Genomic DNA, 15,670 nt, shown 5'->3' with positions numbered 1-15,670 from the left:
GATTTCGTACATAGCCTAGGCCATGGGCTGCACCTTGCGAGCTGACCTTCAGCCGGGATTGAACGCGCTGAATCGGGCTGCGTGCTTCTCCAGTGGGAGATCCAGCCCATTGGCGATGTACGAAACTGTGCGATAGAAGCCGGCGAGCATCAGCACCTCCAGAATTTGCTCCTCGTTCAAGTGTTCTCTTGCCAGTTCGAACTCGGCGGTGCTCAACGTAGCTCGGTCATGCAGAGAGTCGATGGTGCTTAGCAGGGCCGCCTCATCGGCAGACCAGTGAGTCCCATTGAGCGGATACCGCAAGGTTTCGGCGATGTCTTCCCTGGAGAGGCCGGCAGCTTTTGAGAAGGCCAGGACATGCACCCCCCACTCGTACTCGCACCCCGTGCGTGCGCAGACTCTGTTGATCACCAGCTCCCGTTGGCGAAGGGTGAGGACAGAACCGTCCAGCAGCGAGCCTCCCATGAATTTGCGCCAGGCTCGTTCGCTCTTTGCAAGGGTCGAGAAGAGCACCAGGGGCGGTACGCCCGGTCCCATGATTCGATCGAATGCGGTTTGGATATCTTGCGGGTATGGAGCACTGAGAGGCGAGATGCGTGACATGGTGTATCCTCCGCTACTGATAATGTAGCAGTGAGGATTGCTACAGTAAACGTAGCAGTCAAGGCCAATCAGCATGAGTGATGACAGACCTACCAGCCCATCAATTGAAACCCCACGCCGGCCTATCATGGCGCTGCTGGATCTTTTGGGGCAAAAATGGGCTTTGCGAATACTTTGGGAGCTTCAAGGCGGCGAACTCAGCTCCAGGGCACTGCGTACTGCCGCTGGTGAGATTTCTCCCACAGTCCTTCAGGCTCGAATTCATGAGCTGCGCGAGGCGGGTATCGTTGAGTCCGGGAAAAGCGGTTATGGCCTAACCCGGCTGGGCATCGAACTCACCCAAGCGTTTCTGCCGCTTTACCGCTTCGCGGAAAAGTGGGATGAAGCCGTCAATTCACGGCCTCCCCAAAATAAGGCAGTTGCCGCGACGAAATCATGAAAGCGCAATGCCGAGTCGGCCGGCCCGTTCGGACATCCGTGGGTCGTTCCTCAGGCTTCGGGGGAACGCCTGATGGAGCCTTTCGTTCGTTGAGCGGGCGTTGGGGGCGATGCAGGTCGATTCGTCATCAGCCGATGAAAGACGCCAAAGCTTTTACGTCGAAGGCGTACTCTGCACAGGAATGCGCTCCTTGGGCTTCGTCACGTCATAGACATGCAGTTCACAGCGCTGTTCGATGTACTGGAATTCCACCAGGTAAACCTTGCCGCTCTGCGGGGTAAAGCGGGTGTTGATCGGGCCGCAGGTATAATGATTGGCGGTCCCGAGGCTGCGGCCGTAACCCGATACCAGCAGCGATTGGTTGGCATCGGCCTGTACTTCCAACTGCGGGAAGTTCTTCAGCAGCGCGCTGCTGCTGGTTTCGTTGAGCTTGGCGATCCAGCCAAATACTTTCCCGCGGCCCGAGTCCACCACGCGTCCAAGGACTTCCAGGCGCTGGTCGGGGTCATTGGCGCGACTGATCGAATACTCCACGGGAGCGGTGCTGCCGGATGACTTCAGGATCACCTTGGCGTGCTCGGCATCGACCACGACCTTTTTCTGACCCAGTTGCACACCCTCCTTCGCGAAGCTGGGCGAAGAGTCCCGGACATTGGAGTGGCAGGCCGGTAATGCCAGGACGAGAGCGAGGGTCAGCAGTTTGGGGCTCTTCATGACTTATGAATATCCTTGAACATGTTCGTCTGAATGATGAAAAGGTACTGCTCAGGCCACTGAAGGTCGTCTGTATTCGACCTCCACCGGCAGCGCCTGCTGTGCCTCGGCAAGCCGGTGCCCGGCTACCAGCCCATGGATATGGCGAGCCAGCGGGGTCACGTCGGTGATGTTCCGTATCCACTCGTTGACGTAAAGCGCGACAGCTTCCTTGCCCAGGCCGATCTGGATGGCGCGGTGGGTCTGCGGTTGCAGGTGCAGGTCACGCTCCGGGTCCCACTGGATGCGGACCGGGGAGTTGTCCTTCAGGGACTGCCATTGTTCCTGGCTCATCGACTCTTCTGGGTGGCTCGGGCAGCTGTGTTCCAGGGCCCAGGCGAAGCCTTCGTGAGTGATGTCGATCGCCAGGATGCGGGTTTGGCCGGCGTCCTTCAGGCCCCAGCCGGCGCGGTACATCATCCAGAGGAAGGAGGGTTTTATCCAGGTCATCCGTTCCATCTTGAACGGCGGCGAGACGAAGGTCCCGTGGGCGAGGGCGGCCTCGGCGATGGAGTCCGAATAGGCCTGGTAGACGCGAATGGTCTGCTCGTCGTACTGCGCGCGGATCTGGCGAAGTGGAGGTGTAGGCAAATGATAGTCCTGTGGTTGTTTTCGTCATGGGGTAATCAGTGTTTCTCCGATGACGCGCGACGGCGCTTCCTGCCGGCCCGTTCCAACAGTTCGTTGAGGACAAACCAGATTGTCATCAACAAACCGATGAACACGAAGGTGTTGTGGTTGTGAAACAGGCCCTGCAACTTGCCGGCAAGCCAGGCCGAGAGGACCATCAGAAAGACGAATCGCAGGCCGGTCAGCACTGCGTGAAGGTACTCGTTACCGATATTGCCGGACATCCATGGCTCTCCCGAGCGTCTGAGAGGGGTGCAAAAGTCAGTGGCCCTGACCAGGCCGGGGTTCAAGGTTGATGGGGAATCACCTGATCCTTGTCCATTTCGTTCATCAACTGATCGAGCATCTGCCGGCGGTTTTCCACGCTCGACAGTGGCACGTACCAGGCCAGCACACTCCAGCCTTCGCGGGAATAGTTGTAGGTCTTGAGCAACTCGCCGTCCTTGTAGACCTGGCCACGCAGGTTGTCCTTGTAAGGGTAGGGCATCGGGAACGTGAAGAGGGTGAAGACGTTCAGCAGGCCCAGGTAGCTCGGACCACCGTCATAGGGCTCGCGGATCGACAGGCTGTAGCCACTGCGGCTGTAGCCGCCGTCGAGCATGGAGAACGCGCCGGTGTCCTTGAGCACGCCGATCATCTGGCGATGACGCTGCTCGTCGAAACGATTGTTGATGGAACCCAGGTCCAGGGTGACCGGGACGTAGGCGCGCTCGGCGTGGTAGTCGAGTGGCTTCAGGTTGTTGGTGCAGCCGCTGGTCAGCAGGGCGGCACCCAGCAGCGCAGCGGCAACTGAAGGCTTCAGGCTCATTGTGCAGCTCCGACGGCAGGGATCAGTTGGTCCTGGCGCACGTCCCGGGCAAAGGCGCGGGCGATGCGGCCGAGGTTCTGGCCTTCCATCTCGCCGCCCTGATCCAGCAGCCAGGTGTATTTGCGGGTGCTGTTGCGATAGCGGTATTGCTTGAGACGCTGGTCGCCGCGCAGGACGGTGAACTCGGTGTCGGTATCGATTTCCTTCGACAGGGGCAGCATGAACAGGGTGGCGCAACTGAGCAGAACCACCGGGAACGGCGGGTACTCGCGCTGCATCTTCAGTTTGACCTGCACGCTGTACTCGTCGGCCTTGCCGCTGCCGGTTTCGATGTTGCGGAAAACCCCGGTCTCGCGCAGGTGGTTGCGCAGCGTCGAGGACTGCAGGGGGTCGTCGACCATCACATGGATGGGTTGCAGGTAGTCCTGGCCATCGGCCAAGGTGCTGTCGGGCAGGGTGTTGGTCGCGGTGCAGCCGGTCAGCAGGCTCGCGGCGACGAGGCCGGCAAGTGTTCTCATGGTTTGACTTCCGTGGCGCCGGCAGGCTTGCCGGTGGTCGACGTGGGGGCGATGAACAGGTAGGGGGCGGCGCTCTTGAGATCCAGGTTCAGGCGCTGCAGCGGCGGCAGGGCGGGCTGCTGGCGCAGGGCGATGGCACCATCGCGGGCGAGTTGGTCCCGCCACAGGAAGGCGCAGCGGTCGCCCATCAGGCACATCGAGCGGAATTCGCCGAGATAGTAGGCCTTGCCGGCTTCGAGCCGTAGCGGCAGGTTGAATTTTTCCCGGGCCTGGCGCGAGGTGAAGGTGGTGCCAAGCCCAGGCGTGTACTGGGCGGAAAAGAACTGGAAATCGTAGAACTCGTAGTCGCCGGGCTTGAGGGGCAGTACGAAGACACTGGCGGCGCCGTCGCCATCCTCGATGTCTTGCGGTGTCTGGTTGCCACCGCGCATCCACAGGCCGGCGGCGCCATAGGCGGAGCCGCGTTTGCGGATCAGCAGGCGCTGGTTGTCGGCCGGGGAGAGCTTGAACGACTGTGGGCCAATGGAACCGACCAGGTAGGCCACGGGCTCACCGCTGGCCGGTTGCAGCGGGTCGCTGACGAGTGAGGCGCTGTGGGTGATACAGCCGCTGAGCAGGCCGACGAGAAAGAGGATGGCCGAAGCCTTGATGACGCGGAACATGGACTTCCCTGATTGAACTGACGGTCAAGCACCGGTGTCGGTTGGAAAGTCATGATGGCGGCCTTCCTGGCACACGGGTTTTGCGAGGCGAAGCCTAAGGGAAGTGCTGGCGTTTTGCTAGCGATCGGTCGTGATTTTCGAGTTATTGACGCCCGAAATCCGTCGCGGTTTTTTGGGGGGCATCGAGCCGGGCAAGAAAAGGCACCGGAACATCGGTGCCTTTCCGGTTCAACGCGACAACGACTCAGCGATAGCGCTCCAGCCAATGCGCGTAAGGCGCCGGCAGTGTCCAGGCGGCCTTGTCGACGCCCAGCTCCTTGGCTGCGGCGTAGGCCCAATGCGGGTCGGCCAGGTGCGCACGGCCTACCGAGACCAGGTCCAGGTGCCCGGCCTTCAGGGCGCCTTCCGCCAGTTGCGGGGTGCCGAAGCCCCAGGCCGAGGTCACCGGGATATCGGCTTCGCGCCGCACGCGCTCGGCGATCGGACCCATGAATGCCGGGCCCCATGGGATGTTGGTGTCGGGGATGGTAAAGCCGACGCTGACGCTCAGCAGGTCCAGGCCGCCAGCCTTGAACCGGCGGGCCAGTTCGATGGACTCGGTGAGGGTCTGCTCGTCACGGCCGTCATATTCCAGCACGCCGAAACGCGCGGTGAGCGGCAGGTTTTCCGGCCAGACTTCACGCACCGCAGCAAGGGTTTCCAGCAGGAAGCGGCTGCGGTTTTCGAAGCTGCCGCCGTAGGCGTCGGTGCGCTGGTTGGAATGCTCGGAGAAGAAGCTCTGGCCCAGGTAACCGTGGGCAAAGTGCAGCTCGATCCACTCGAAACCGGCATCGCGGGCGCGACGGGCGGCATCGACGAAGTTCTGCTTGACCCGGGCGATGTCCTCCAGGGTCATGGCCTTTGGTGTTTTGGGCAGGTGCGCGCCGAAGGGCAGGGCGGACGGCGCGATGGTCTGCCAGCCGCGGGCATCGGATTCGGCAATGTGGTCGTCGCCTTCCCATGGCCGGTTGGCGCTGGCCTTGCGGCCGGCGTGGGCGATCTGGATGCCGGGCACCGAGCCTGCGGCCTTGATGGCCTTGACCACGGGAACGAAGGCCTGGGCCTGTTCGTCGTTCCAGATGCCGGCGCAGCCGGGGGTGATGCGGCCTTCCGGTGCCACGGCGGTGGCCTCCACCACCAGCAGGCCAGCGCCGCCACGGGCCAGGCCGGCAAGGTGGACCTGGTGCCAGTCGTTGATCAGGCCGTCGGTGGCCATGTACTGGCACATCGGTGGGATCGCGATGCGGTTGCGCAGCGTGACGTCCTTGAGCTTGTAGGGTTCGAACAGTGCCGACATGGAAATCTCCAGGAGACGATGGATAGGTTGATTCGTTTGTTCGATGTTAATCGAACTATGGCAATAAAGGGAAGTCTTGTTATCATTCCCGGCATGCGAGAATTCAAACACCCGGCTCCCGAAGACCTCATGCTCGAACGCGTGCTCTACGCCTTGAGCGACCCTGTGCGCATGGAAATCGTCCGCAGCCTGGCCGGTGTGGCCGAGGCGAGCTGCGGTGAGCTGGATGGCGGGCGGCCCAAGTCGAGCATGTCCCACCACTTTCGCGTGCTGCGCGATGCGGGGCTGGTGCACACTCGCAACGTCGGCACCACGCACATGAATTCATTGCGCCTGGAAATGCTCGACACGCGTTTTCCCGGGTTGCTCGGCTGCATTCTGTCCCAGCGCTGATCCAGGCGCCTGCCGGGTGCGCAACGCTTTCAGCGGCTGAAAACACGCAAGCCGCAAACCTGTTTCTCCATGGTTATCCTCCCCCTGCAAGTGCGTAAATCCAGGTAGAAAACGAGGATTCACGGGCGGCCGGGTTCGTCGCAGGCTGCCCGGGAATTCGAAAGGTCTTTCCACGGATACGGATGACACTTCGATGTTCTGGCGCCGGTTGCTGAAAATAAACCCCGCAGATTCAGGCCCCCATGGGGCAGGTCCGGCAGTCGGGTACTTCATCCCGCAGTCGGCTGCCGAACTCCTTGCGACGCCGCGCCGGCAAGCACTGCTCGGGCAGATCTGGCAACTCGTTTCGCTGTCACGCGACCAGTTCGATGGGCTCTATCTCAAGCCCATCGAGCGCTGTGCCGAGCTGGCCCAGCAGTTTCCCGCCTCGCGGCACGCTCATCACGCCTACCCCGGCGGCTTGCTCGACCACTGCCTGAGTACCACGGTCTATGTGCTGAAGTTGCGCCAGTCGCGCCTGCTGCCGGCCGGGGCCAGCACGCAAGTGCAGGGCGTCCAGGCGGAGGCCTGGAGCGTCGCCACGGCCTATGGCGCGTTGTTGCGCGATCTCGGCAGGATCATCGTCGACATGAGTGTGCAGTTGTCCAACGGTGCGGCATGGTATCCCTGGATGGGGCCACCCGAGCGGCCCTACCGCTTCAAGTACCTCAACGACAATCCGGACCAGGCTCATGTCGCCGCGGCTGGCCTGTTGTTCACCCAGTTGGTGTCTCATTCGACACTCCAGTGGTTGAGTGGCTACCCCGAGCTCTGGAGGGCCTTGATCCATGTTCTGGCGGGGCACGATGAAAAGGCCGGCGCCTTGGGTGAACTGCTGACCCAGGCTGACCAGGCATCGATTGCCGATGGGCAGGAGGGCAGTTCGGCGAGGATGTCTCAACCGCCACCCGCCGAAGTGGTTCCGCAGCCGGTGGTTGCGCTGGCCTGTGCCGAGGCAAGCGACGATGGGGGCGACAAGGCCAGGGGGGAGGCTTTCATCCGTTGGCTTCGCGACGGCATCCTCACCGGCAGGATCGTGACCAACACCGCCGCGGCAAAGGTTCACAGCGTTGCCGGCACGGCGTTCATGGTGTCCCCGGCCATCTTTCACCGTTATGTCCAGGAGCACCCCGAGATAGCCGAGCTGGCCAAGTCGCAGGACACCGACGACTGGCGCTGGGTTCAGCGCTGTTTCGAGAAACAGCGGGTGCATCGCAAGGGCAGCAAGGGCCTGAACATCTGGACTTGCGGGCTTCAGGACCTGCGCAAGGTCCGCGACCTCAAGGGCTACCTGCTCAAGGACCCGCTGCTGATCTTTGCCGAGGCCCCGGCGGACAATCCCTCCTTGCGGTTGAAGGAGTGACTCGCGCGGCGGGTCCAGGCTGCTTCGGTCGCCAGGGAGAAAAGAGCGCACGGGGCGCTTTTTTCTCTCGACAGGGCTTAGCGGGAGGCGACCATCCTGGCCCGGGCCGCGTGCAGTTTCCGGTAGCTGTCGATCAGCCGCTGATGGCGGTCGAGACCTTCGAGCTTCATGCTGGTCGGCGTCAGGCCGAAGAAGCGCACGCTGCCGTCGATCGAGCCCAGCACCGCGTCCATGCGCGGGTTGCCGAACATGCGGCGGAAGTTGACTTCGTAGTCGGCCATCTCAAAATCGTCGTCCAGCACCACTTCCAGCGCCACGTTAAGGGCCTGGTAGAACAGGCCGCGCTCGACGGTGTTGTCGTTGTACTGCAGGAAGGTTTCGACCAACTCCTTCGTTTCCTCGAAGTTCTGCAGCGCCAGGTGGATCAGCAGCTTCAGCTCCAGGATGGTCAACTGGCCCCAGGCGGTGTTTTCGTCGAACTCGATGCCGATCAGCGTGGTGATGTCGGTGTAGTCGTCCAGTTCGCTTTCTTCCAGCAGGCCGACCAGCCCTTGCAGGCCTTCCTCGTCCAGGCGGTGCAGGTTGAGGATGTCTTCGCGGAAGAACAGTGCCTTGTTGGTGTTGTCCCAGATCAGGTCGTCCACCGGATAGATTTCCGAGTAGCCCGGCACCAGGATGCGGCAGGCCGACGCGCCCAGGTGCTCGTACACCGCCATGTAGACTTCCTTCTCCAGGCTTTCGAGGATGCCGAACAGCGCGGCGGCTTCCTCGGCGTTGGAGTCTTCGCCCTGGCCGGAGAAGTCCCACTCGACGAATTCGTAGTCGGCCTTGGCGCTGAAGAAACGCCACGACACCACGCCGCTGGAGTCGATGAAGTGCTCGACGAAGTTGTTCGGCTCCATCACCGCCTGGCTTTCGAAGGTCGGCTGCGGCAGGTCGTTCAGCCCCTCGAAGCTGCGCCCCTGCAGCAGTTCGGTCAGGCTGCGCTCCAACGCCACTTCGAAGCTCGGGTGCGCGCCGAACGAGGCGAACACACCGCCGGTGCGCGGGTTCATCAAGGTCACGCATATCACCGGGAATTCACCGCCCAGGGAAGCATCCTTGACCAGCACCGGGAAGCCCTGTTCCTCGAGACCCTGGATGCCGGCCAGAATCCCCGGGTACTTCGCCAGTACTTCCTGCGGCACGTCCGGCAGGGCGATTTCGCCTTCGAGGATTTCACGCTTCACCGCACGCTCGAAGATCTCCGACAGGCACTGTACCTGCGCTTCGGCCAGGGTGTTGCCGGCGCTCATGCCGTTGCTGAGGAACAGGTTCTCGATCAGGTTGGACGGGAAGTACACCACCTCGCCATCCGACTGGCGCACGAACGGCAGCGAGCAGATGCCGCGCTCGGTGTTGCCGGAGTTGGTGTCGTACAGGTGCGAACCGCGCAGCTCGCCATCGGGGTTGTAGATCGCCAGGCAGTGCTCGTCGAGGATTTCCTTGGGCAGGGCGTCCTGGCGCCCGGGCTTGAACCAGCGTTCGTCCGGGTAGTGGACGAATTCGGCGTTGGCGATCTCTTCGCCCCAGAACTGGTCGTTGTAGAAGAAGTTGCAGTTCAGGCGCTCGATGAACTCGCCCAGGGCCGAAGCCAGGGCGCTTTCCTTGGTCGAGCCCTTGCCGTTGGTGAAGCACATCGGCGACTGCGCATCGCGGATATGCAGCGACCAGACGTTCGGCACGATGTTGCGCCATGAGGCGATCTCGATCTTCATGCCCAGGCCCGAGAGGATGGCGGACATGTTGGCGATGGTCTGCTCCAGCGGCAGGTCCTTGCCGGGAATGTAGGTGCGGGTGGGCGAATCGCTGCTCGGCATCAGCAGGGCCTGGGCATCGGCGTCCAGGTTCTCCACTTCCTCGATGACGAACTCCGGCCCGGTCTGCACGACCTTTTTCACCGTGCAGCGATCGATCGAGCGCAGGATACCCTGGCGGTCCTTGTCGGAGATGTCCGCGGGCAGTTCGACCTGGATCTTGAAGATCTGGTTGTAGCGGTTCTCCGGGTCGACGATGTTGTTCTGCGACAGGCGGATGTTGTCGGTGGGGATATTGCGGGTTTCGCAGTACACCTTGACGAAGTAGGCCGCGCACAGGGCCGAGGAGGCCAGGAAATAGTCGAAGGGACTCGGTGCCGAGCCATCGCCCTTGTAGCGGATGGGTTGATCGGCCACCACCGTGAAGTCATCGAATTTGGCTTCGAGTCGGAGGTTGTCGAGAAAGTTGACCTTGATTTCCATGCGGGATTACCAGAAGAGCGAAAATACGAATGGCCGCTATTATCCGGTCTTTTCGCCGGGAAGGAAGCGATAGCGGACGAGACTGCGGATCTTCGCGGTTGCGCCGCCTGGCTCAGGTGGCAAACACCTGCTCCACCGTTTCCGAAACATAATCGAGTACGGCCCGGATCAGCGGTGACTTGCCAAGGTCGCCATGCACCACCAGCCAGATATCGCGGTAGAAGCTTTCGCCGTCGCAGGGCAGGGGCCTGAGCGCCGGGTCAGGGTCGCCGATGAACAGTGGCAGTCCGGCCACGCCAAGGCCCGAGCGCGCGACCCGTTGCTGGGTGCTGATGTCGCTCACCTCGCAGACCACCGGGCGGCCTGCCGCCACGGACAGCAGCCATTGCTGGTGCGGCATGTCGGCATACTGCGCGTCATAGGCGATGAAACCCCAGTCTTGTGGCTGTGTCGCGTGGGCATAGTCGTGGGCGCAATAGAGCCCGAACGGCATGCGCCCGATACGGCGGGTGACGTTGGCCGGTTCGCTCGGCCGAAACAGCCGGACCGCGATATCGGCCTCGCGGCGTTCCAGGGATACGCTCTGCGCCTGGTTGGCCATCGACAGCTGAATGCCTGGGTGACGTTTCCTCAAGGGGGCGAGCCGATCGGCGAAGAAGTTCGTGCCCAGTACCGGCGGTACGCTCAAGGTGACCTTGCCGGACATGTTCGCCTGTTCAGCGCTGGCCAGGCGTTCGATGCCGAATGCGGCCCGCTCCATGTCCTGGGCGAGCCGGTGGATCTGCATGCCCATGGCGGTCAGGCTGCATCGGCGCGGCAGTCGGTCGAGCAGCCTCACGCCCAGTTCGGCTTCGAGCGCCGACAGGCGCCGACTGACCGTCCCATGGTCGACTTTCATGTGCCGTGCGGCGCCAGAGAGGCTACCGGCCTCGACGATCGCCACGAAGTAGCGCAGGTTTTCCCAGTCCAGCATCTGTGCGTTTTTCCCGATATGGCGTGAGCATTTACGGAATATTCGCACGGATAGTCCGGCTTGTATCGTCGCTTCTTTCCTTGAGGAGTCGGACATGACTGAGCATCCGCAATCCCCTTCCACCCGAGCGTTGCTGGCGGCCTGCCTCGGTTTCGCCATCGTTCTGATCGACGTGAGCGTCGTCAATGTGGCCCTCGATACCTTGCGCAGCGCGTTGGACACGGATGTGCGCGGCTTGCAATGGGTGGTCAATGCCTATGCCCTGGTGTTTGCCGCCTCGCTGTTGCTGGCGGGTACGTTGAGCGATCGCCTGGGCGCCAGGCGCCTGTACCTGATCGGCCTGGTGCTGTTCACCGGCGCCTCGCTGGGTGCTGGGGTGGCCTCGACGCTCTGGGGGCTGGTCGGCTGGCGGGTCATCCAGGGATTCGGCGCGGCCTTGTTGGTGCCGACGTCACTCGCCTTGCTGCGCCAGCTCTATATCGATCCTGCCCAGCGTCGTCGGGCCGTGGGCTGGTGGAGTGCCGGTGGTGGTATCGCGCTGGCGGCCGGGCCAGTGCTCGGCGGGGTGTTGGTCGAGCACTGGGGTTGGCGCAGTGTGTTCCTGATCAACCTGCCGATCGGTCTGCTGGGGCTGTGGTTCACGCTCGGCGGCATTCCCGCCGGAACGGGGCAGCCCGGGCGCAAGCTGGACTTGCCCGGGCAACTCTCTGGCGCCTTGGCCCTGGTCATGCTCACGCTGGCGCTGACCGAAGCCGGTCATGAGGGCTGGAGCAATCCGCTGGTGCTGGCGGCCTTTGTGGTCTGCCTGTTGGCCGCAGGGTTGTTTCTCCATCTGCAGAACGGCAATCCCAATGCCATGCTGCCACCAGCTGTCCTGCGCAACCGGGTGGTCAGGTGCACGATGAGCGTCGGATTGATCGCCAACCTGGTGTTCTACGGCATGGTCTTTACCTTCAGCCTGTACTTCCAGGCGCAATGGCATTGGACACCCGAGCGCACGGGGTTGGCCTTCCTGCCGATGATGGGGGTGCTGATGGTGATGAACCTGCTGGCCGGGCATCTGGCAGGGCGCTGGTCGGGTCGCACCCTGGTGATGCTGGGCCTGGGCATTTCCGCCTGTGGCTACGGGCTGATGCTGGCGGCGCTGGCCGAGCAGTCTTACCGACTGTTGATCCTGCCGATGCTGCTGGCTGGAGGCGGTATCGCGCTGGCGATACCCACGCTCACCCACGCGATGCTCGAAGCGGTGCCGGCACACTATGCCGGAACAGCCTCCGGCACCCTCAACGCGGCCCGGCAGATGGGCGGTGTGATGGGGGTTGCGCTGCTCGGTGGCACGGCGAGTCTACCTGGCATCAACCTGGCGCTCGGTGGTTGCGTGGCGGCCTTGCTATTGGCGATGGCAATCGCTTTCAGTGGACTGAAACCGAGCGCTTGCCGCGATGCTCCGTTGTGCCTGGAATGAGGGATTCAACCGCCTACCACCGCGTCACCAACTCATCCCGGTCGAATGAAAGCATCCGCATGGCTTCGACGCGGCCAATATCTGCGTTGAGCCGGATGCACACGGCCGTTGGCCTTGACCGCGAACCGCCAATGGCGGCCATCCCCCGTCACTCACGTCCGGGTGAGCCTATCAGGCCCCATTTACCGTTCGGAAAACTCCTGTCTCAGCCCCATTCTCAACGCGCCTCGATACTGTCAATATGGCATTAAGGCGCTATGGCTGGCACCCGACATATAAACGATTCAAAGAACGCCATGGGGTTGACCTGAGAGCGGATCGCTAGCGGTCAGTCACTGAGTATCGCCAGTTTTGGCTCTGGGAGTGTTGATGAGTTTTCGTCGCTTGACCGACTCCTCTGGGCAATCGAACGATTGCGATACCGTCGCCGATCAACAGGAAGGTCACTCGGACATTGCCGCGATTGCCGCGGACAACGAGGACACGATCGAGCAACTGCTGGACTCGGCGCGCAACTGGGTTCACACCAGCGCCTGGGCGGTCTATCGCGCTGGCGAACAGTTGCACCTGGTCGGGCGGGGCGACCCCCGGGCGCAGTGGCCGTCCATCGTCTCGAATGACGAATTCGAAGCCTTTTGCCGGGCCCGACACCTGCACCGTTGGCCCACCGGCCGTGGCGAAAGCGTCCTGGGCTGGTTGCTCGCGCCGCTCGAGCAGGCCACGCAGCCGGCACTTGCCGAATTCGCCCGACGCCTGGGTGTCCAGGTGCAGGCCGATGCCCTGGCGCGGGCGCAGGTCACCCAGCGGGTGCTCTATGAAATCATCTACCTGGCCAGTTCGACCCGTGACCGCTCGGTGTTCCTGGTGGGCATTCACCGGCTGCTGGCCAGCCTGATCGACGCCGAGAACTTCTACCTCGCGCTGTACGACCCGCACACCGGCAAGATCGACTACCCGTACTATGTCGACATCATCGACACCCAGGCCCTGCAGTCCGAAAACTACGAATACCTCGACCCCGATCACCTGTCCCTGACCGGCCAGGTGCTGACCAGCGGCCAGCCGCTGCTGATCGACGCCGCCGGGATCCTCGCCGCCGAGGCCGAGCAGCGCTTCTATTGCGTGGGCGACCGCCCCGAGTTCTGGATGGGGGCGCCGCTGAAAAACGCCTCGGACGAGGTGTTCGGCATGCTCGCCATGCAGGTCTACGACGTGTCGCGTATCTACAGCGCCGAGGACCGCGCGCTGTTCCTGGTGGTGGCCCGCCATGTGGCGATGGCGCTGGACCGCATGCTGCACCGCGCGGACCTGGAAGAAACGGTGATGCGCCGCACCCTCGAACTGTCGGCGCTCAACGACGCGCTGCGCCAGGAAATACTGGACCGCGAGCGCGCCGAGCACCTGCAGAGCGTATTGTTCCAGATCGCCGAATTGTCGAGCCGGCCCGGCGACATGGCCGAGTTGTTCCAGAGCCTGCATGACATCGTGGGTGCGCTGCTGTTTGCGCAGAACTTCTATATCGCTCTGTTCGACGACGCGACGGGCGAGGTGACCTTTCCCTATTACGTCGACGAACGCCAGACCAACCGTCCGGCCCCCCGGCGCGGCTGCCGCGGCCTGACCGAGTACGTGATCCGCCAGCGCCGGCCCTGCCTGTTCGACGTCGACGAGGTCGACCGGCTGACCTCGATCGGCGAGATCGACGCGCCGCAAGACAACGTCCGTTCCCACTCCTGGCTGGGCATCCCACTGTTCGATGGCGACGTGGTGCGTGGCGTGCTCGCGGTGCAAAGCTACACCGCGCAGGTGCGCTACACCCAGCGCGACCAGGAACTGCTGACGTTCGTCTCGCGGCACATCGACACCGCGCTGTCGCGGCGCAGCGCAGCCGAGGCGATCCATGCCGCCAACCTCATGCTCGAGGCCCGGGTGCAGAGCCGCACCCGCGAACTCGACCATGCCAACGCCAAGCTGCAGCACGAGAACACCCACGATGCGCTGACCGGGCTGCCGAACCGTACCTACCTGCAGCAGCGTCTGAACCTGGCCTGGTCGCACTTCGACAGCGCAGGCGGGCACCTGGCGGTGATGTTCATCGACCTCGATCGCTTCAAGATGGTCAACGACAGCCTTGGCCATCACTTTGGCGACCTGCTGTTGATGCAGGCGGCCCAGCGTCTGCGCGGTTGCCTGCGCGAAAGCGACATGCTGGCACGGCTGGGCGGCGATGAGTTTGCGGTACTCGTCCCCGATGCGCCGCTGGAGGTGGTGACCGAAGTCGCCGAACGGATCCTGGTGGCGTTCGACCTGCCGTTCCTGATCAACGGCCATGAAGTCTTTTCTTCCTGCAGCATCGGCATCGTCAGTGCCGACAGCCAGTTCCACCACGAGCCCGCCGACCTGCTGCGCGACGCCGATGCGGCGATGTACCGGGTCAAGAGCGCCGGACGCGACAGCTACGCGGTGTTCAACCAGGAACTGCGCCGCGAGGTCTCGGACCAGGTCGAGCGGGAAGGGGCCCTGCGCAACGCACTCAAGCGCAGCGACGAACTGCTGCCGTACTTCCAGCCGATCGTCAACGTTGAAACCGGCGAACTGCTGGCCCTGGAAGCGCTGGTCCGCTGGCACCAGCCGGGCGGGCGGGTGATCGCCCCGGGCGAATTCCTGACGGATTTCGAGGGCCTGCGCCTGATCGGCCGGCTGGACCTGTACATGCTCGGCAGCGTCGCCGCGATCCTTGCCCAACCCGAGCACGCCGATTGGCCGGCGGTGCACGTCAACTGCTCCAGCTACAGCATCACCCGCCCGGACTTTGCCGGTGATGTGCTGGCGCTGCTGGCGCAGCATGGCGTCTCGCCGTCGCGGATCTGCCTGGAACTGACCGAGGGCGCGCTGGTGGCCGAACCGGCGATTGCCCGGCAGACCATGCAGCGGCTGGCCGACAACGGCATGTCGGTGGTACTCGATGACTTTGGTGCGGGGTTCTCGTCGCTGAGCTATGTGCACCAGTACCGTTTCAGCGGGTTGAAGATCGACAAGTCGTTCATCTTCGAGCTGACCGGCAGCGCGCGCAGCCGGGCGATCGTACGGGCCATCGTACGGATGGCGGAATCGCTGGATCTGAGTGTGGTGGCGGAAGGGGTCGAGGATCAGGAGACCCTGGAACTGCTGCGCGAAATGGGGGCGGGGCAGGCGCAGGGCTATTACTTCGCCAAACCGATGGGGTTGGAAGCACTGAGAGGGTGCGGGGAGAACGCCCGGTCCTGGATCCCCTAGTGGCGGCTTCGGCGCGCCCCTGTGGGAGTGGGCTTGCCCGCGAAGCGGACAACTCGGTGGGTGGCACCGGCTGCGCCGGTGTTCGCGGGCAAGCCCGCTCCTACACGGGTGTTGAGGGCTGATGGCTTACGGA

Annotated in this window: 15 protein-coding genes; 5 read left to right on the top strand and 10 right to left on the bottom strand. The window is 63.1% G+C overall.

The window, feature by feature from the left end; genetic code table 11:
• Positions 1-48: 48 nt before the first annotated feature.
• Entirely contained in the window at positions 49-603 is a 555-nt protein-coding gene (locus tag PF66_RS10535) for a carboxymuconolactone decarboxylase family protein (protein WP_054062631.1), read from the bottom strand.
• A 73-nt stretch (positions 604-676) separates the two neighbouring features.
• Between PF66_RS10535 and PF66_RS10530 the strand changes: the two genes are divergently transcribed.
• A complete protein-coding gene (locus PF66_RS10530; protein WP_054062630.1) occupies positions 677-1,042 on the top strand; it encodes a winged helix-turn-helix transcriptional regulator in 366 nt (121 codons plus the stop codon).
• Between the two features lie 153 nt (positions 1,043-1,195).
• Here the strand turns inward: PF66_RS10530 and PF66_RS10525 are convergent, their stop codons facing one another.
• The 7 genes from PF66_RS10525 to PF66_RS10495 form a co-directional block, all read right to left on the bottom strand.
• Positions 1,196-1,756 carry a hypothetical protein gene (locus PF66_RS10525; RefSeq protein WP_054062629.1) on the bottom strand — a complete coding sequence of 187 codons (561 nt, stop codon included), beginning with the start codon at positions 1,754-1,756 and terminating at the stop codon, positions 1,196-1,198.
• Positions 1,757-1,807: 51 nt separating this feature from the next.
• The gene (locus PF66_RS10520) at positions 1,808-2,386 is read right to left on the bottom strand and encodes a DUF4291 domain-containing protein (RefSeq protein WP_054062628.1); all 579 of its coding nucleotides are present in this window, start codon (positions 2,384-2,386) and stop codon (positions 1,808-1,810) included.
• Positions 2,387-2,421: 35 nt separating this feature from the next.
• Entirely contained in the window at positions 2,422-2,649 is a 228-nt protein-coding gene (locus PF66_RS10515; protein ID WP_054056697.1) for a hypothetical protein, read from the bottom strand.
• A 62-nt stretch (positions 2,650-2,711) separates the two neighbouring features.
• The gene (locus PF66_RS10510) at positions 2,712-3,233 is read right to left on the bottom strand and encodes a hypothetical protein (RefSeq protein WP_054062627.1); all 522 of its coding nucleotides are present in this window, start codon (positions 3,231-3,233) and stop codon (positions 2,712-2,714) included.
• The gene (locus tag PF66_RS10505; RefSeq protein ID WP_054062626.1) at positions 3,230-3,751 is read right to left on the bottom strand and encodes a hypothetical protein; all 522 of its coding nucleotides are present in this window, start codon (positions 3,749-3,751) and stop codon (positions 3,230-3,232) included. The genes PF66_RS10510 and PF66_RS10505 overlap by 4 nt, the downstream gene beginning before the upstream one ends.
• Positions 3,748-4,413, bottom strand: coding sequence for a hypothetical protein (locus tag PF66_RS10500; RefSeq protein ID WP_054056694.1), 666 nt, complete (start codon positions 4,411-4,413; stop codon positions 3,748-3,750). The genes PF66_RS10505 and PF66_RS10500 overlap by 4 nt, the downstream gene beginning before the upstream one ends.
• A 244-nt stretch (positions 4,414-4,657) precedes the next feature.
• Complete coding sequence (locus PF66_RS10495; protein WP_054056693.1) at positions 4,658-5,749, bottom strand: NADH:flavin oxidoreductase/NADH oxidase; 1,092 nt, start codon at positions 5,747-5,749, stop codon at positions 4,658-4,660.
• A gap of 57 nt (positions 5,750-5,806) precedes the next feature.
• Between PF66_RS10495 and PF66_RS10490 the strand changes: the two genes are divergently transcribed.
• Together PF66_RS10490 and mobH are read left to right on the top strand one after the other, a co-directional pair.
• Entirely contained in the window at positions 5,807-6,142 is a 336-nt protein-coding gene (locus PF66_RS10490) for an ArsR/SmtB family transcription factor (protein WP_054056713.1), read from the top strand.
• A gap of 193 nt (positions 6,143-6,335) precedes the next feature.
• Positions 6,336-7,544, top strand: a complete 1,209-nt coding sequence (gene mobH / locus PF66_RS10485; protein WP_054062625.1) for a MobH family relaxase — start codon at positions 6,336-6,338, stop codon at positions 7,542-7,544.
• 77 nt (positions 7,545-7,621) lie between these two features.
• Here the strand turns inward: mobH and PF66_RS10480 are convergent, their stop codons facing one another.
• Positions 7,622-9,823 (bottom strand): OsmC domain/YcaO domain-containing protein, encoded by a 2,202-nt coding sequence (locus PF66_RS10480; protein ID WP_054062624.1) that lies wholly within the window; start codon positions 9,821-9,823, stop codon positions 7,622-7,624.
• A 112-nt stretch (positions 9,824-9,935) separates the two neighbouring features.
• The gene (locus PF66_RS10475; protein WP_054062623.1) at positions 9,936-10,796 is read right to left on the bottom strand and encodes a LysR family transcriptional regulator; all 861 of its coding nucleotides are present in this window, start codon (positions 10,794-10,796) and stop codon (positions 9,936-9,938) included.
• A gap of 94 nt (positions 10,797-10,890) precedes the next feature.
• Between PF66_RS10475 and PF66_RS10470 the strand changes: the two genes are divergently transcribed.
• Together PF66_RS10470 and PF66_RS10465 are read left to right on the top strand one after the other, a co-directional pair.
• Positions 10,891-12,261 (top strand): MFS transporter, encoded by a 1,371-nt coding sequence (locus tag PF66_RS10470; protein WP_054056689.1) that lies wholly within the window; start codon positions 10,891-10,893, stop codon positions 12,259-12,261.
• A 369-nt stretch (positions 12,262-12,630) separates the two neighbouring features.
• Complete coding sequence (locus tag PF66_RS10465) at positions 12,631-15,537, top strand: sensor domain-containing phosphodiesterase (protein ID WP_054062622.1); 2,907 nt, start codon at positions 12,631-12,633, stop codon at positions 15,535-15,537.
• Positions 15,538-15,670 lie beyond the last annotated feature (133 nt).

Origin of the sequence: Pseudomonas asplenii (assembly GCF_001293465.1) — a bacterium.
In the GTDB taxonomy this organism is placed as follows: Bacteria; Pseudomonadota; Gammaproteobacteria; order Pseudomonadales; family Pseudomonadaceae; genus Aquipseudomonas; species Aquipseudomonas fuscovaginae_B.
Note: the sequence above shows the minus strand (reverse complement) of the source record. Positions and strands in the feature narration are given on the sequence as shown.

What these genes read in the sequence shown, in the direction of transcription:
- PF66_RS10535 (WP_054062631.1), bottom strand. Translation starts at nt 603, where the DNA reads ATGTCACGCATCTCGCCTCTCAGTGCTCCATACCCGCAAGATATCCAA.
- PF66_RS10530 (WP_054062630.1), top strand. Translation starts at nt 677, where the DNA reads ATGAGTGATGACAGACCTACCAGCCCATCAATTGAAACCCCACGCCGG.
- PF66_RS10525 (WP_054062629.1), bottom strand. Translation starts at nt 1,756, where the DNA reads ATGAAGAGCCCCAAACTGCTGACCCTCGCTCTCGTCCTGGCATTACCG.
- PF66_RS10515 (WP_054056697.1), bottom strand. Translation starts at nt 2,649, where the DNA reads ATGTCCGGCAATATCGGTAACGAGTACCTTCACGCAGTGCTGACCGGC.
- PF66_RS10510 (WP_054062627.1), bottom strand. Translation starts at nt 3,233, where the DNA reads ATGAGCCTGAAGCCTTCAGTTGCCGCTGCGCTGCTGGGTGCCGCCCTG.
- PF66_RS10505 (WP_054062626.1), bottom strand. Translation starts at nt 3,751, where the DNA reads ATGAGAACACTTGCCGGCCTCGTCGCCGCGAGCCTGCTGACCGGCTGC.
- PF66_RS10500 (WP_054056694.1), bottom strand. Translation starts at nt 4,413, where the DNA reads ATGTTCCGCGTCATCAAGGCTTCGGCCATCCTCTTTCTCGTCGGCCTG.
- PF66_RS10495 (WP_054056693.1), bottom strand. Translation starts at nt 5,749, where the DNA reads ATGTCGGCACTGTTCGAACCCTACAAGCTCAAGGACGTCACGCTGCGC.
- PF66_RS10490 (WP_054056713.1), top strand. Translation starts at nt 5,807, where the DNA reads ATGGCAATAAAGGGAAGTCTTGTTATCATTCCCGGCATGCGAGAATTC.
- mobH (WP_054062625.1), top strand. Translation starts at nt 6,336, where the DNA reads ATGTTCTGGCGCCGGTTGCTGAAAATAAACCCCGCAGATTCAGGCCCC.
- PF66_RS10480 (WP_054062624.1), bottom strand. Translation starts at nt 9,823, where the DNA reads ATGGAAATCAAGGTCAACTTTCTCGACAACCTCCGACTCGAAGCCAAA.
- PF66_RS10475 (WP_054062623.1), bottom strand. Translation starts at nt 10,796, where the DNA reads ATGCTGGACTGGGAAAACCTGCGCTACTTCGTGGCGATCGTCGAGGCC.
- PF66_RS10470 (WP_054056689.1), top strand. Translation starts at nt 10,891, where the DNA reads ATGACTGAGCATCCGCAATCCCCTTCCACCCGAGCGTTGCTGGCGGCC.
- PF66_RS10465 (WP_054062622.1), top strand. Translation starts at nt 12,631, where the DNA reads ATGAGTTTTCGTCGCTTGACCGACTCCTCTGGGCAATCGAACGATTGC.